Origin of the sequence: Actinoplanes sp. OR16 (assembly GCF_004001265.1) — a bacterium.
Lineage (GTDB): Bacteria > Actinomycetota > Actinomycetes > Mycobacteriales > Micromonosporaceae > Actinoplanes.
Map to the genome: position 1 here is coordinate 5062221 of NZ_AP019371.1, position 15280 is coordinate 5077500.

The 15280-nt window shown below is 70.0% G+C and carries 13 protein-coding genes (1 of these 13 running past the window's edge); 10 read left to right on the forward strand and 3 right to left on the reverse strand.

Annotated features, from left to right (window positions below):
* Positions 1-111 precede the first annotated feature (111 nt).
* Positions 112-1101 carry a LacI family DNA-binding transcriptional regulator gene (locus tag EP757_RS23185; protein WP_127549287.1) on the reverse strand — a complete coding sequence of 330 codons (990 nt, stop codon included), beginning with the start codon at positions 1099-1101 and terminating at the stop codon, positions 112-114.
* Positions 1102-1334: 233 nt separating this feature from the next.
* On the opposite strand from EP757_RS23185, the gene EP757_RS23190 reads away from it, so the two are divergent.
* From EP757_RS23190 to EP757_RS23220, 7 genes are all read left to right on the forward strand, one after another.
* Complete coding sequence (locus EP757_RS23190; RefSeq protein WP_232049956.1) at positions 1335-2633, forward strand: ABC transporter substrate-binding protein; 1299 nt, start codon at positions 1335-1337, stop codon at positions 2631-2633.
* Positions 2634-2728: 95 nt separating this feature from the next.
* The gene (locus EP757_RS23195; protein ID WP_127549289.1) at positions 2729-3616 is read left to right on the forward strand and encodes a carbohydrate ABC transporter permease; all 888 of its coding nucleotides are present in this window, start codon (positions 2729-2731) and stop codon (positions 3614-3616) included.
* Positions 3616-4440, forward strand: coding sequence for a carbohydrate ABC transporter permease (locus EP757_RS23200; RefSeq protein WP_127549291.1), 825 nt, complete (start codon positions 3616-3618; stop codon positions 4438-4440). Before EP757_RS23195 ends, EP757_RS23200 begins: the two co-directional genes overlap by 1 nt.
* A 3-nt stretch (positions 4441-4443) precedes the next feature.
* Positions 4444-7035, forward strand: a complete 2592-nt coding sequence (locus EP757_RS23205; protein ID WP_127549293.1) for a glycoside hydrolase family 78 protein — start codon at positions 4444-4446, stop codon at positions 7033-7035.
* A gap of 30 nt (positions 7036-7065) precedes the next feature.
* Positions 7066-8076, forward strand: coding sequence for a LacI family DNA-binding transcriptional regulator (locus EP757_RS23210; protein WP_197725358.1), 1011 nt, complete (start codon positions 7066-7068; stop codon positions 8074-8076).
* Between the two features lie 73 nt (positions 8077-8149).
* Entirely contained in the window at positions 8150-8689 is a 540-nt protein-coding gene (locus EP757_RS23215) for a transcriptional regulator (RefSeq protein ID WP_127549297.1), read from the forward strand.
* On the forward strand, positions 8686-9930 hold the full coding sequence (locus EP757_RS23220; protein WP_197725359.1) for an MFS transporter: 1245 nt from the start codon (positions 8686-8688) through the stop codon (positions 9928-9930). Before EP757_RS23215 ends, EP757_RS23220 begins: the two co-directional genes overlap by 4 nt.
* Before the next feature lie 531 nt (positions 9931-10461).
* Here the strand turns inward: EP757_RS23220 and EP757_RS42885 are convergent.
* The gene (locus tag EP757_RS42885) at positions 10462-10635 is read right to left on the reverse strand and encodes a hypothetical protein (RefSeq protein WP_160165857.1); all 174 of its coding nucleotides are present in this window, start codon (positions 10633-10635) and stop codon (positions 10462-10464) included.
* Between the two features lie 70 nt (positions 10636-10705).
* Between EP757_RS42885 and EP757_RS23225 the strand changes: the two genes are divergently transcribed.
* Both EP757_RS23225 and EP757_RS23230 read left to right on the forward strand, forming a co-directional pair.
* The gene (locus EP757_RS23225) at positions 10706-11605 is read left to right on the forward strand and encodes a DUF5996 family protein (RefSeq protein WP_255435028.1); all 900 of its coding nucleotides are present in this window, start codon (positions 10706-10708) and stop codon (positions 11603-11605) included.
* Positions 11606-11652: 47 nt separating this feature from the next.
* Positions 11653-12111 carry a nitroreductase/quinone reductase family protein gene (locus EP757_RS23230; protein WP_370457678.1) on the forward strand — a complete coding sequence of 153 codons (459 nt, stop codon included), beginning with the start codon at positions 11653-11655 and terminating at the stop codon, positions 12109-12111.
* Between the two features lie 41 nt (positions 12112-12152).
* Here EP757_RS23230 and EP757_RS23235 read toward each other — a convergent pair whose 3' ends face one another.
* A complete protein-coding gene (locus EP757_RS23235; RefSeq protein ID WP_127549305.1) occupies positions 12153-12842 on the reverse strand; it encodes an MBL fold metallo-hydrolase in 690 nt (229 codons plus the stop codon).
* A gap of 158 nt (positions 12843-13000) precedes the next feature.
* Here EP757_RS23235 and EP757_RS23240 point away from each other — a divergent pair, with 158 nt between their 5' ends.
* Positions 13001-15280, forward strand: partial view of an acylase gene (locus EP757_RS23240; RefSeq protein WP_370457679.1) — the 5' portion only. It continues 63 nt past the right edge of the window; the window shows 2280 of its 2343 coding nt (coding positions 1-2280); its start codon is at positions 13001-13003; its stop codon lies off the right edge, out of view.

The window sequence follows — 15280 nt, forward strand, 5'->3', positions numbered from 1 at the left end:
GAACTCGGTACCGGTGGCGACATGCTTGCACGCCGACCCGCGCCACGGGAAGCCCCCGCCGCGGTTCGGCGACGCTGCGCCGCTGGGGCAGGCCACCCGACCCGGCGCCGATCAGGACCTGCGCACGACCAGTTCGGGCTGGAAGGCGACCTGGCGGTGACCGTGCCGGCCGGCGTCGTGGATCTCCTCGAACAGCAGCTCGGCGGCTACCCGGCCGAGCTGCTCGCGCGGCTGCCGGACCGAGGTGAGCGGCACGGCGGCCGCCGCGGCGAACTCGATGTCGTCGTAGCCGACGATCGCCAGATCCTCGGGAACCCGCAGCCCTTCGCGCGTCACGGTCTGCAGCACACCCAGCGCGAGCAGGTCGTTCGCGCAGAACACGGCGCTCGGCCGCTCGCCGGCGTCGCGCAGGGCGAGCGCACCGGCCGCCTCCCGGCCGGCGGCGACGGTCAGCGCCGAGGTCTCGATCGTCTCGAGGACGGCGCCGGCCGCGGTCGCCGCCTGCCGGGCGCCGTCGAGGCGGTCGGCGACCTGCGGCGCGGAGAGCGGGCCGCCCAGGAAGGCGATCCGGCGATGTCCGAGTTCGGTCAGGTGCGTGCCGGCGAGCCGGCCGCCGGCCCGGTGGTCGACGGTCACCGAGCAGACGTTGCGGGACGGCTGGCCGCGGTCGAGCAGGACCACCGGCGTACCCCGGCTGATCAGGTCCTCGACGGCGCGGCCGCCCCGGTCCACCGGGGTGACCAGGATGCCCTGGACCCGCTGGGTCTCGAGCCGGCCCAGGTAGCGCAGTTCCCGTTCGATGGAGTCCGCGCTGTTGTAGAGCATCACGACGACGTCGTGCTTGTCGGCGACCTCCTCGGCGCCGCGGGCCAGATCGGCGAAGAACGGGTTCGTCACGTCCGGGACGACCAGGCCCACCGTGCGGCTGCGGCCGGAGACCAGGGCGCGCGCTGACTCGTTGGGCAGGTAACCGAGCTCGGTGATGGCGGCCTCGACCCGGGCGCGGGTCTTCGGCGCGACGGCGTGCGGGCGGTTGAGCACGTTGCTGACGGTGCCGACCGAAACCCCCGCGCGCGCCGCGACATCCTCGATCCTGGCCATGTCGGTGAGGGTACGCGAGACGCTTCAAACCGAGCCGGGCGGTCAAATCGGGGAGGCGACCCCAGGGGCCCGGTTATTGAATCGTTACATCAGGCATCTCCGCAGGTAAAGTGCGTGTTTCAAGTGGGTCACCGAGAAATGTTCGTGTGACCTTCTTGACGTTCGAAACCCTGGCCTTGACTCTTTAGACGCTTCAAAAACGAGACTTCACCGCGGTCGTTCTAGGAGGACCTGTGGCACCCCACTTCAAGGCCAAGAACCTGATGGCGGCGGCCGGCGCCGTCGCCCTCGTCCTGTCGGCCGCGGCCTGCGGCGGCAGCGGCGACGACAGCAGCAGCGGCAGCAGCGCCAAGAACTTCTCGTTCCTGGCGATCAACGAGAACACCACCATCGCCAAGACCCTCACCACGTTGAGCCAGAAGGAGTGCGCCACCCAGAACACGGCGCAGCCGCTGGAGATCAAGAATCAGGCGCAGGCCAGCCTGGACCAGCAGCTTCAGCTGCTCGCCGGTCAGGGCGCGCTGCCACAGCTGTTCACCGCCGCGAACGCGCCGTCGCTGACCAGCCAGCTCGCCGACAACGGCTCGGTCCTGGACGCGGCGAGCGTGTCCGAGGGCGTTCTGCCGGCCGCGTCGTCCACGATCAAGAGTCTGTACGACGGTAAGCAGCTGGTTCTGCCGACCGAGCTGAACATCGAGGGCATCTGGTACAACAAGAAGCTGCTCGCCGACAACGGCATCACCACGCCGCCGGCGACCTGGGATGAGCTGGTCGCGGCGTTCGCGAAGCTGCAGGCCGCCGGGGTGCAGCCGATCTCGCAGGCCGGCAAGGGCGGCGACGGCTGGGGCGTGACCCGCTGGGTCGGCAACTACATCCTGCGTCAGCAGGGCCCGGACGCGCTGAAGAAGGTCGCCGACGGGCAGGCCAAGCTCACCGACCCGCAGTACGTCGCGGCCGCCGACGCGATCGCCGCGCTCGGCAAGGCCGGCTACTTCGGCAAGTCGCCCACGTCGATCGACTACGCGACCGCGCTCAACACCTTCCTGACCGGCAAGGCCGCCTTCATCTACATGGGGTCCTGGGCGCTGTCGGACTTCAACGACGACACCAAGAACAAGATCGGCGTGGACAACGTCGGCTTCCTGAAGTTCCCGGCCGTCACCGGCGGCGTGGGCACCGCCGACCAGATGCCGGCCAACGTCGGCACCGCGATCGCCATCTCGAAGAAGGGCTACGAGGGCGACGCGAACACCCAGGCGTGGGTGAAGTGCATCGTCGACAACTACGGCACGGTGGCGCTGCGTGACTCCAGCCAGATCACCGGCTTCGCGACCGACGCCGGCGTCGAGGTGCCGGCGCTGACCAAGGAGATCCAGACCGAGATCGGCAACGTGCAGACCAGCGTCCTGTGGTTCGAGGCCTATTTCTCCGCCAAGGCCACCACCATCAGCCAGGGCAACGGCGGCCTGCTCGGCAGTGGCCAGCTGACCGGCGAGAAGTTCATGCAGACGGTCACCGCCAACCTGGGCTGACCCTCCGGATAGAGCGCCGGCGGTCCGGCGGGGGCGTCTCGCCGCCGGCGCTCACCCAGGAAGGCAACGAGAAAGCTAGAGAGGCAACAAGAAGAATGCACAGCGTGCTCGGCGACCGTAAATCGGTCGCTCTCCTCCTGGGACCGGCGCTGCTGGTCTACTCGCTGATCATGCTGGTGCCGATGCTGTGGTCTCTCGGCTACACCTTCTTCACCGGCAGCGTCATCTCCGGCTTCACCTGGGCAGGGACGGCGAACTTCAGCAAACTGCTCGACGACCCGGCGCTGCCCGCGGCGCTCTGGTTCACGGTGAAGTACGCCGTGGTGATCACCGTCGGCCAGGTGCTGGTCGGCTACGGGCTGGCGCTGCTCTATGTGTACTTCCTGCGCAGGGCCGGTTCGATCGTACGAACCCTGGTCTTCTTCCCGGTCGTGCTGCCCACCGTCGCGGTCGCCCTGCTGTTCCAGAAGTTCTTCGAGTTCGCTCCGCAGACCGGACCGGTCAACGCGGCGATCGAGGCGCTCGGTGGCACCGGCGTCGACTGGTTCTCCACGCCCGGCACCGCGTTCCTCGTCGTCGCGCTCATGGACATCTGGCGCTCGATGGGCTTCTACGCGGTGCTGCTCTACGCCGGCCTGCTCGACATCCCGGACGAGATGATGGAGGCCGCGTCGATGGACGGCGCCGGCACCTGGCGCCAGATCCGCAGCATCGTGCTGCCGCTGTCCCTGCCGGTCCTGGTGAGCTCGCTGGTGTTCAGCATCAACGGCACGCTCAAGGCGTTCGACTCGATCTACGCCCTGACCGGCGGCGGACCGGGCAGCGCCACCACGCCACTGACGCTGTACATGTACCAGACCTCGTTCGCCTACGGCGACTACGGATACGGCTCGACCATCGCGCTCACCCTCACCGTGCTGTGCCTGATGGTCACCATCTTCATCTTCCGCGGCACCCGTCGCGACCTGGCAGGTGTGGAGTAATGAGGACGCTCAAGAAGATCCCCGGCTACCTCTGCGTCGCCCTGCTCCTCATCGTCGTCACGTACCCCCTGATCTGGCTCTTCATCGGGTCCTTCAAGACCCAGGACGAGTTCCTGAACAACCCGACGACCTCGTTGCCGGAGAGCTTCACGAACTTCGGCAACTACACGCAGGCCTGGTCGTCGGTGGCGATCTACCTGCAGAACTCGCTGCTCACCGTGCTGCCTTCGCTGGCGCTCATCGTCGTGCTGGGCACGGCGGCCGGGTTCGCGCTCGAGGTGCTGGTCTGGAGAGGGCGGCAGACCACGCTCATGCTCTTCCTGGCCGGCATCATGATCCCCGGCCAGATGATCCTGCTGCCGCTGTTCACGATCTATTTCAACCTGCACCTGACCGGCACGCTGTGGCCGCTGATCATCACCTACACGGCGACCGGCCTGCCGCTCACCGTCTTCATGATGGCCACCTACTTCCGGGCCATCCCGAAGACCGTCTTCGAGGCGGCGGCCATGGACGGCGCCAGTGTCATCCGGTCGTTCGTCTCGATCGGCTTCCCGATGATGCGCAACTCGGTGCTGACGATCGCGCTCGTGCAGTTCTTCTTCCTCTGGAACGACCTGCTCATCGCGCTCACCTTCACCACCGACGACGCGCAGCGCACCGTGCAGGTCGGCCTGCTCAACTTCACCGGCCAGTTCGGCGTCGTCGAGTACGGGCCTACCTTCGCCGCGATCTGCATCAACGTGCTGCTGGTCCTGGTCATCTACGTCTTCCTCAACCAGCGAGTCATGCGCGGCCTGGCGGCCGGCGCGGTGAAGGGCTGATCCTTGTCCCACCTGAACACCGGGGCCACCCGCGTCAGCGCGCCCCGCATCGAACACCACACCCGCCCGCTCGGCATCGGCGAACCCGCGCCCCGGCTGTCCTGGCGGGTCGAGACGCCGGAGCCCGGCTGGCGCCAGCGCGCCTACCAGATCGAAGCGATCGGCCTCTGGACCAGCGAGATCATCGAGTCCGCGGAGAGCGTGCTGGTCACCTGGCCGGGGCCGGCGCTCGCCTCCCGGGACCGCGCTGACGTGCGGGTCCGCGTCTGGGCCCGCGGCGCTGACGAGCCCACCGCGTGGAGCGAGCCGACGACTGTCGAGGCCGGTCTGCTCGCGCCGGGCGACTGGGATGCGGTCTTCGTCGGCTCCGCCGACATCAGCGAGGGAGACCGGCGGCCGATCCTGCTGCGTCGCGATTTCCCGGTACGAGGGGAAGTGCGCGCGGCGCGGGTGTACGCGACGGCATGCGGCGTCTACGAGCTCGAGCTCAACGGCGCCCGCGCCGGTGATGACGTCCTGGCGCCCGGCTGGACCAGCTATCACCATCGGCTGCACTACCAGACGTACGACGTCACCGACCTGCTCCGGACCGGGGAGAACACGATCACCGGCTGGCTGGCCGACGGCTGGTGGCGTGGCGAGTTCGGATGGAACCGGATCGGCGAGCGCTACGGCGCCGACACGGCGCTGCTCGCCCAGCTGGAGATCGAGTACGCGGACGGAACCGTCGATCGGATCGTCACCGACGAGAGCTGGACCTGGTCGACCGGGCCGATCCTGAGCACCTCCATCTACGACGGCGAACACCACGACGCCCGGGTCGAAGCGGGCGCCGGGTCACCCGTACAGAGGAAGAAGGGTCCTGAGGGTGAGCTGATCGCCCCGGCCGGACCACCGGTGCGCCGCGTCGAGGAGCTGCCGCCGGTCTCCGTCGAGCGCGTCGACGCCGGCACACACCTGATCGATTTCGGACAGAACCTTTCCGGGCGGCTGCGCATCACGGTCTCCGGCCCGGCCGGCACGCAGATCGGCATGCGGCACGCCGAGGTCCTCGAAGGCGGCCGTCTCTGCCTGCGGCCGATCCGCACGGCGCAGGCCCACGACGTCTATGTGCTGGCCGGAACCGGTGAACCGGAGACCTGGGAACCGCGGTTCACCTATCACGGGTTCCGGTATGCCGAGATCACCGGCTGGCCGGGCGACCTCGACCCGGACGCCGTGGTCGCCGTCGTGACTCACGACGACATGACCGAGATCGGACAGTTCGAGTGCTCGGACCCGCTGCTGCAGCGGCTGCACGAGAACGTGCGGTGGAGCATGCGCGACAACTTCGTCTCGGTGCCGACCGACTGCCCCCAGCGCGACGAGCGACTCGGCTGGACCGGCGACCTGCAGGTGTTCGCGCCGACCGCGGCGTTCCTCTACGACGTCGCCGGCACGATCGGCGACTGGCTCGCGGACGTCGCCGCCGAGACGCCCGACGACGGGCTCGTGCCGCTCTACGTGCCGCACATCCCGACGTCGTTCCCGCAGTTCCACTGCGCGGTGTGGGGCGACGTCACCACCACCGTGCCGCTCGTGCTGCTGGAACGCTCCGGCGACAACCGGCCGGTCGAGGCCGGGTACGAGACCGCGCGGCGCTGGGTCGACGGCTGCCGCCGGCTGCTGAACGACCACGACGTGATCGACCGGGGCCTGCAGTTGGGGGACTGGCTCGACCCGGCCGCGCCGTCCGACGCCCCGGCACAGGCGCGCACCGACCCCTACCTGGTCGCGACGGCCTATCTGGCGTACTCGGCGCGGCTGCTCGCCCGGCAGGCGGCGCTCGTGGGCAAGGACGACGACGCAGCGCATTACGCGGATCTGTCGGACCGGGTGACGGCGGGCTTCCGGCGTGAGTTCGTCACCGCGTCGGGGCGATGCGTCTCCGATACGCAGACGGCGTACGCGCTGGCGATCCGATTCGGCCTCCTGCCCGCCGACCTGACCGCCCACGCCGGTGACCGGCTCGCCCAGCTGGTGCGGGAGGCGGACTTCCGGATCGGGACCGGATTCGCCGGGACCCCTCTGGTGCTCGACGCGCTGACCGACACCGGCCACCTCGAAGAGGCGTACCGGCTGCTGCTCTCGCGCGAGTGCCCGTCCTGGCTCTACCCGGTGACCATGGGCGCCACCACCATCTGGGAACGCTGGGACAGCATGCTCCCGGACGGCTCGATCAACCCCGGCAACATGACGTCGTTCAACCACTACGCCCTCGGCGCGGTGGCCGACTGGATGCACCGGGTGATCGCCGGTCTCGCGCCGGCCGCCCCCGGTTACCGGTCGCTGCTGGTCCGCCCCCGCCCCGGCGGCGGCCTGTCCTCGGCCTCGGCGTCGCACCTGACTCCGTACGGCCGGGCCACCGTCGCCTGGCGGCGCGACGGCGGCACGCTCGCCGTGGACGTGACGGTTCCGCCCGGCTGCGACGCCACGGTCGACCTTCCCGGCTCGCCGCCGGTGACCGTCGGATCCGGGCAGCACCGTTTCGGGGTGTCCCACCCGGCGCCGGAGGACGACCCGCTGCAGCCGTTGCCACCACGGGAACGGTTCTAAGTACGCTTGCCGACGAAGAGAGGACGACAAGTGGCCCGTGCGACGATCCGGGACGTGGCACGCGTGGCCGGGGTCTCCGACGGGACGGTCAGCAACACGCTGAACCGCCCCCACCTGGTCAACGCGGAGACCCGTGAGCGCGTGCAGCGGGCCATGGCGACCGTCGGCTACGTGCCGAACGGGGCGGCCCGGGCGTTGCGGGTCGGCCGCAGCCGCACGATCGGGCTGGTCGTCCTCGACTTCGGCAACCCGTTCTTCGCGGAGGTGGCGGCCGGCGCCGAGCAGGCCGCCACCGCAGCGGGCGCCGACGTGGCGTTGTTCAACACCGGCATCGGGATGCAGGAACGGGAGAACCGGCTGCTGCACCGCCTCGCCGAACGCCGGCTCGACGGTCTGATCATCACACCGAACGACGTCGACGATCCGCTGCTCGCCGTCATCGAGGAACGTGGCACCCCGGTCGTCGTCCTCGCCCGCGAAGTGCCGACGCGCCGCCGCAGCGCGGTCCGCAGCGACGACGTCCTCGGCGGTGAGCTCGCGGCCCGGCATCTGCTCGACAACGGGCATCGGCATCTGGCGTACGCCGGCTGGCGCCACGACGAGCGCTACATCGGTGCGGTGAACGCGGCCGGCGCGGCCGGTGCCCGGCTCACCTGGATCGGCACGGCGAGCGACGGCTTCGCCGACGGTCTCGCCGCGGGGGAGCGGCTCACCGCGCTGGCGCCCGAGGACCGGCCCAGCGCCGTGTTCTGCGCGAACGACCTGATCGCCACCGGTCTCGTGCAGACCGTCACGCACCGCGGACTGCGCATCCCCGAGGATCTCGCGGTGGTCGGTTTCGACGACACCGACCTGGCCAGCGCGGCCTGCGCCGTCGAACTCACCAGCGTGCACCAGCCCGCCGCCGAGATCGGCCGAGCCGCCGTCCGCCTCGTCCTCGACGAGATGAACGACCCCGGCGGGCAGGCACAGGACATCGTGTTCGCGCCGGAGCTCGTGGTGCGCGAGTCCACCACCGTCACGAATCGGCCCTCCGCCTGATCCGAGTGATCCGCCGGCATCGGCGCGCGATAACCCCTTGCCTAATGGTCAAGAAACGTTGACCATTGACCGTATGCCTACGGACGAGCTCCCCGAGACCTTTCACGTCACCACGACCGAGCAGCTACGCGCCGTCTCCAACCTCACGCGTCACCGGATCATGGCCGTGCTGCGCTTCGAGCCGGCAACGATCACCCAGATCGCCGAGCGGGTGGGGCTGGCGAAGGGCAGTTCCAGCTATCACGTGCGGCTGCTGGAGCGGGCCGGCCTGGTGAAGGTGGTGCGGACGCGGAAGGTGCGGGGCGTCACCGAGCGGTACTACGCGATGGCCGCGCGGTCGATCGAGCTGCCGGATCCGGGCGATGGCGGGCCGGATGTGTTGATGCGGCACGCGGTGGCGGACCTGGAGGCGTCGCCGGCGGACGGCGCGCGGCACGTACGGATGGCACATCTGCGGCTCAGCGACGAACAGTTCGCGGAACTGGGGGCGCGGCTGCAGGCGCTGGCCGACGAGTACCGGGATCTGTCCGATCCGTCGCTGCCGGACGCGTCACTGGTCTTCGCGCTGTTCCATCCGGGGATGCGCAAGCAGGCCACCGGGGGTGCCGAATGATGCCGGCCGGGTTCGGCCGGCTGTGGTCGGCGCAGACGATCTCCTCGCTCGGTGACGGGGTGACCCATGCCGCGCTGCCACTGATCGCGCTGTCGCTGACACGCGATCCGATGGCGCTCGCCGTCGTCACCGCCGCCGGAACGCTGCCATGGCTGCTGTTCGGGGTGCTCGGCGGTGCGCTGGTCGACCGCTGGGACCGCCGGCGCACCATGTGGATCACGGACGCCGCGCGTGCGGTGCTGCTCGCGATACCCGTGGCCGCGGCCATGCTCGACGTCCTGAGCATTCCGCTGCTCGCGGCCGTCGCCTTCCTGCTCGGCCTCGGCGGACTCTTCTTCGACACGGCCGCCACGGCGTACCTTCCGGAGCTGCTGGGCCGCGACTCCGCGCTCCTGGAACGCGCCAACGCCCGCCTCCGCGCAGCCCAGACCGCTACGTCCGGCTTCGCGGGGCCGCCGGTGGGCAGTGCGCTGCTGGCGCTCGGGCGCGCGGTTCCGCTGCTCGCCGACGCGGTGTCGTTCGCGGTCTCCGCGCTGCTCGTCCGGTCGCTTCCCGCCACGCCCCGGCCGGTGCCGCGGGCCCGCGATTCGCTGCTGCGGCAGGCGCGGGCCGGCGCCTCGTACGTCTTCCGGGACCGGCTGCTGCTCGGGCTCGCGCTGCGCCCGGCGATCGGGAACATCGCGTTCACCGCCGTCGGGACCGTCCTCGCCCTCTTCGCGCACGACCGCCTCGGCATCAACACCTACGGCTTCGGCCTGCTGCTCACGGCGGAGGCCACCGGCGGCCTGCTCGGTGCGGCCATCGCCTCCTTCCTCGGCCGGCGACTCGGCACCGGCGCCGCGCTGACCTGCACCGCCGCGGTCGAAGGGCTGGCCATCCTGGGCCTCGCCGCCGCCCCGAACCCGTACGTCGCCGGCCTCGCCCTCGCCGTCTGCGGAGCGGCGATGGGCGCCACGATGGTGCTCGTACCCTCCCTGCGGCAGGCGATCGTCCCCGCCCACCTGATGGGCCGGGTCGCCTCCACCTCCCGCATGCTCGCCATGTGCGCCGCCCCGCTCGGCGCCTTCGCCGGCGGCTGGCTGGCCTCCGCGTACGACGTGCGCACCCCGCTCTACGCCGCGGCCGGCCTCCTGCTCACGATGACCGCCGTCACGGCGACCATGACCGGCAACCGCCGGGTCGAGGACGCGCTGCGCGAAGCGGCCACGGCCGATCGAGAAAATCTGGTCCTGCAAGACTAGACTTTCTGGGCGGGGCTGGGTAATGTTCCTGCCGTTGGCGACAGAGATCTGTGGAACAGCAGGGCCCGGATGTCCTCGTGGCCCGCTCGGCGTCAATGCACGACAAGACCTTGACGTGATTCCAGGTCAGGGCGCCGCAGGAGGGGCTGATGCAGGTTCAGGGCTCCGCCTGATGTGAAGGAATCCGCCGCACGTGCGCGGGGCCATGAAGTCGCGTGGGCTCCAGCACCGGCGGACAGCACCACAGGGAATCGGTAAGCAGAGGAAAGGGAGGGTTTGACGCCGTTGGATCGCCCGCCGCCAGGACGTAGTGCCGGTTCTGTGGCGGACACCGTAGTCCCATCGAATGTGAGGTGGTCTCCGGTCACGCTTATGCGATCCTCACACCCGCTCTCACTGATAGCGGCGTGGTGTGGAAACGAGAACCCGACGAACCTGTCGGTAGATGGTGTATTGAACCCGTAAACCCTGGGCCCCGGCGCATTCCGCGCCGGGGCCCTCGTTCATGACGAGGAAGGACCGTTCGTCGTTCTATGCCGTCGGCTCCGGGGCGGACTCCAGTGACGTGCCGGTCACGATGCTGCTGTCGTCGCCCTTGCGGGTGCCGTCCTCGTCGACCTCGGGATGCGCGGTCCGCAGATGCTCGGCCATCTCGTCCTCGGGATGCTCACGCCGGCCGGGCGGGCACAGGTTGCAGGTAGCCATGCCGTCGGTCATTCCCGCGGAGAGGCGAAAGTAGTCGGGGTGGCGGCGGGTTCGGAAGAGGGGGATCGACGTGGAACAGCCGTGGCCTCGGCTTCGTGTGGCTGACTGGGCCGGCACTCGCGACACGCTGCACATGTGGACGCAGATCGTCGGGAAGATCCGGATGGCCTATGCGCCGCCGGTCAATCACTGGTGGCACGTGACGCTCTATCCGACCGCGCGCGGTCTCACCACGTCAGCCGTGCCGTACCAGGAAGGCGCTTTCGACCTCGAATTCGATTTCGTCGATCATCGGCTGCGGGCGCGGACCAGTGGCGGCGGCTCCCGGGAGGTGATCCTGGAGCCCAAGTCGGTGGCGGCCTTCTACGGTGAGACCCTCGAGGCGCTGGCCGCGCTGGGCGTCGAACCGCGGATCCACGCGGTTCCCAACGAGGTCGAGCCCGCGATTCCCTTCGCTGAGGATCAAGAGCATGCGTCGTACGACGGCCAAGCCGCTCGCATGTTCTGGCAGCAGCTTCTGCGGACCGAGCGGGTCCTGGGGCGCTTCCGCTCGGAGTTCGTCGGCAAGGCCAGCCCGGTGCACTTCTTCTGGGGCGCGATGGATCTCGCCTACACCCGTTTCTCCGGTCGTGCCGCCCCTCCGCACCCGGGTGGCGCGCCCAACTGCCCGCCGTGGGTCATGCGTGAGGGCTATTCGCACGAGCTGGCGAGCTTCGGTTTCTGGCCCGGTGGTGGTGAGGAGGGCGCCTTCTACGCCTACGCCTATCCGGAGCCTCCGGGTTATGCCGAGCGCACGGCGGCCTACTACGACACGACGCTGCGCGAATGCGTGCTGCCGTACGAGGCGGTCGCCGGAGCGCCCGACCCGGACGCGGTGCTCATGGCGTTCCTCCGCACGACCTACGAGGCCGCCGCCGACCTGGCGAACTGGGACCGGGACGCCGAGCTCCACCAGGCGCCGGCTCCGTAGCAGACCGTGTTCAGGGAACACCGTCGAGCCGGGCTATGGTGACGGCCGTGTGGAGACGACTGTGGCGAGCCGCCGGCGCGTGGCCGGGTTTCACCCCGCTGGCCCGCCGGACCGTGACACTCGACAGGTGGCTGGGAAAGGTCACCCGGGGCCGGGTCGTCGCACTGGGCATGGCGCCCTCCCTGATCCTCACCACGACCGGGCGACGCAGCGGCCTGCCGCGCAGCAACCCGTTGCAGTACGTCAGCGACGGCGGGACCTTCGTCGTGATCGCCTCGAACTGGGGCGGCGACACCGATCCGGCGTGGTCCTGGAATCTGCGGGCCGATCCGGCGGCGACCGTGACGATCGACGGCCGTGAGGTTCCGGTCGTCGCCCGGGAGACCGAGGGCGAGGAGCGGCAGCGGCTCTGGGACGCGTTCGTGCGGCAGTGGCCGGGCTACGAGGCGTACCGCACCCGTGCGTCACACCGGAAGCTGCGCATCTTCCGGCTGACGCCCCGGTAGCACTACGCGCCGGACTCCGACCGGTCGCCCGTCCGCCGCACTCAGGGGTTGTCGCGGCAGAGGATGAAGTCGGCGAAGACGTGCCGGCCGGTCCGGTCGCCCACCTCCTCGACGGCCGCCCGGATGTCACGCAGGTGCTGGACGGTCATCTGCAACGGGGGCTCGTCGGGCTGGAACGTGGTCCGGATCGGATAGTCGACGCCGGGTTCGCTGGTCATCTCGATGTGGCAGCCCAGGACGTGGGTCACCGGCCGCGTCTCAGCGAACCGGACGAGGGTGTCGATGGTCTGCCGGAAGGCCGGCCAGTCGTTGATGTAGAGCCGGCCCCGGTAGACGGTGTCGCCGGTGAGCAGCAGGCCGGTGTACCGGTCGTGGAAGGTGACGGCCGACTCGTGATGACCGGGGGTGGCCAGGCAGTCCAGCACCCTTCCGCCGAGGTCGAGGCGGGTCTCCCGGTTCGTTTCGGTGAGACCCAGGTAGGCCCACGCGGTCGCGCGGTCGGCGCCCACGACGACGGTGCCGGGGCGGCCGCCGAACTGGGTGTCGGCGGCGACGTGGTCGCGATGGGCGTGAGTGTGCAGGACCAGCAGTTCGTACGTCTCGCGGGGGTGTGCGGCCAGCCAGTCCCGGATCAATTCGTCGACGGTGCGGCGCAGCGGGAAGTGCTCCGCCGAGGCGGTGGCGCCGGTATCGAGCAGAACCGCCCGATCGTTGCCGAACAGCAGGAACATGAACGGCGCCTCGTAGTCGACCGCCTTGTTCTGGCGCAGGACGAAGGTGTGGTCGTCGAAGGCATGAAATGCATTGACGGCGGTGGTTGCGATGGCAGGATGGCGGCAGTAGCGAGGCTCCGCATCGAGGGGGAGATGCCGTAGTGCCAGCTTTTTCCGTGCGCGTGAGAGCAGCGGCGATCGCCGTCGGCGTCGTCGTGGCGAGCGCCGCCGTACCGTCGCCCGCTGATGGCGCCGAGCGTGATCGTGGTTATGCGGCTCAGATCCGCCGCGCGTCCTACGGCGTCCCGCACATCACCGCGAGCGACTTCGCGGGTCTGGGATTCGGCGTCGGTTATGTGCAGGCCGAGGACAACCTCTGCGTCATCGCCGAGAAGGTGGTGACGGTCAGCGGTGAGCGGTCCCGGTGGTTCGGGGCGGCCGGGCCGGACGACGCGAACGTGCGCAGCGATCTGTTCCACCGCAAGGCGATCGACGAACGGGTCGCCGAGCGGCTGCTGGAGGGACGCCGGGACGGGGTGCGGTCGCCGTCCGGCGATGTCCGGGACCAGGTCCGCGGTTTCGTCGCCGGGTACAACCATTATCTGCGGCGCGTCGGCGTACAGGGCCTGACCGATCCTGCCTGCCGTGGCAAGGCGTGGGTGCGCCCGCTGACCGAGATCGACGTCTGGCGGACGTCGTGGGCGAGCATGGTCCGGGCCGGCCAGCGAGCGGTGCTCGACGGCATCGTCGCGGCAGCGCCACCGGCCGCCGCCACGCAGGAGCGACAGGCCCCCGACGCGGCCGCGGTGGTCGCCGCCCTCGACGGTGCGGGCTCGGGCATCGGCAGCAACGCCTACGGTCTCGGCGAGCAGGCCACCACCGACGGCAGCGGGATGGTGCTGGCCAACCCGCACTTCCCGTGGCAGGGCGCCGAACGCTTCTACCGGATGCACCTCAAGGTCCCGGGCCGCTACGACGTCGAAGGCGCGGCGCTGATCGGCGACCCGATCATCGAGATCGGGCACAACCGGACGATCGCCTGGAGCCACACCGTCTCCACCGCGCGCCGGTTCGTCTGGAACCGCCTGGCGCTCGTGCCGGGCGACCCCACCTCGTACTACGTCGACGGTGTGCCCGAGAAGATGCGCGCCCGCACGGTCACGGTGCAGACCGGCGGCGGCCCGGTCAGCCGGACCTTCTACGACACCCGGTACGGCCCGGTCGCCGTGGTGCCGGGCACCTTCGATTGGACGCCGGCCACCGCCTACGCGATCACCGACGTCAACGCGACGAACAACCGGGCCTTCGACGGCTGGTTGCGGATGGGCCAGGCCACTGACGTCCGGCAGCTCAAGGCGGTCCTCGACCGGTACCAGTTCCTGCCGTGGGTCAACGTCATCGCGGCCGACTCGCGGGGTGAGGCGCTCTACGGCGACCACTCGGTGGTTCCCCGGGTCACCGACGCTGTCGCGGCGGCCTGCATCCCGGCGCCGTTCCAGCCGCTCTACGCCTCCAGCGGCCAGGCGGTCCTGGACGGCTCCCGGTCGGACTGCGCGCTCGGCACGGATCCCGGCGCCGCCGTCCCGGGCATCCTCGGCCCGGCGAACCTGCCGGTGCGGTTCCGCGACGACTACGTCACCAACTCCAACGACAGTCACTGGCTGGCGAACCCGGACGCGCCGCTGGAGGGCTACCCGCGCATTCTCGGTAACGAACGCGCACAGCGCAGTATGCGTACCAGGCTGGGTCTTGATCAGATCGAGCAGCGTCTGGCCGGGACCGACGGGCTGCCCGGGAAGGGATTCACCACCACCCGGCTCTGGCAGGTCATGTTCGGCAACCGGGTGCACGGCGCCGAACTCGTCCGCGATGATCTGGTCGCGCTCTGCCGCCGGCAGCCGGTCGCGACCGCCTCGAACGGCGCGACCGTCGATCTCACGGCGGCGTGCGAGGTGCTGGCCCGCTTCGACCTGCGCGCCGACCTGGACAGCCGTGGCGCGCACCTCTTCACCGAGTTCGCTCTCGCCGGCGGGATCCGGTTCGCCGACACCTTCGACGTGACCGATCCGGTTCACACTCCGCGCCTTCTCAACACCCAGGATCCCCGGGTACGTACGGCGCTGGCCGACGCCGTGCAGCGACTCGCCGGAATCCCCCTCGACGCGCGGTGGGGTGACATCCACACCGACGCCCGGGGCGGACTACGCATCCCCATTCACGGCGGTCGTGGTGAAGCCGGCGTCTTCAACGTCATCACCAACCCGCTCGTACCGGGTGCCGGCTACCCGCAGGTCGTCCACGGATCGTCGTTCGTCATGGCCGTCGAGCTCGGCCGGCACGGCCCGTCGGGACGCCAGATCCTGACCTACTCACAGTCGACGAACCCGAACTCACCCTGGTACGCCGACCAGACGCGGCTCTACTCCCGGAAGGGCTGGGACACGATCAAGTACACC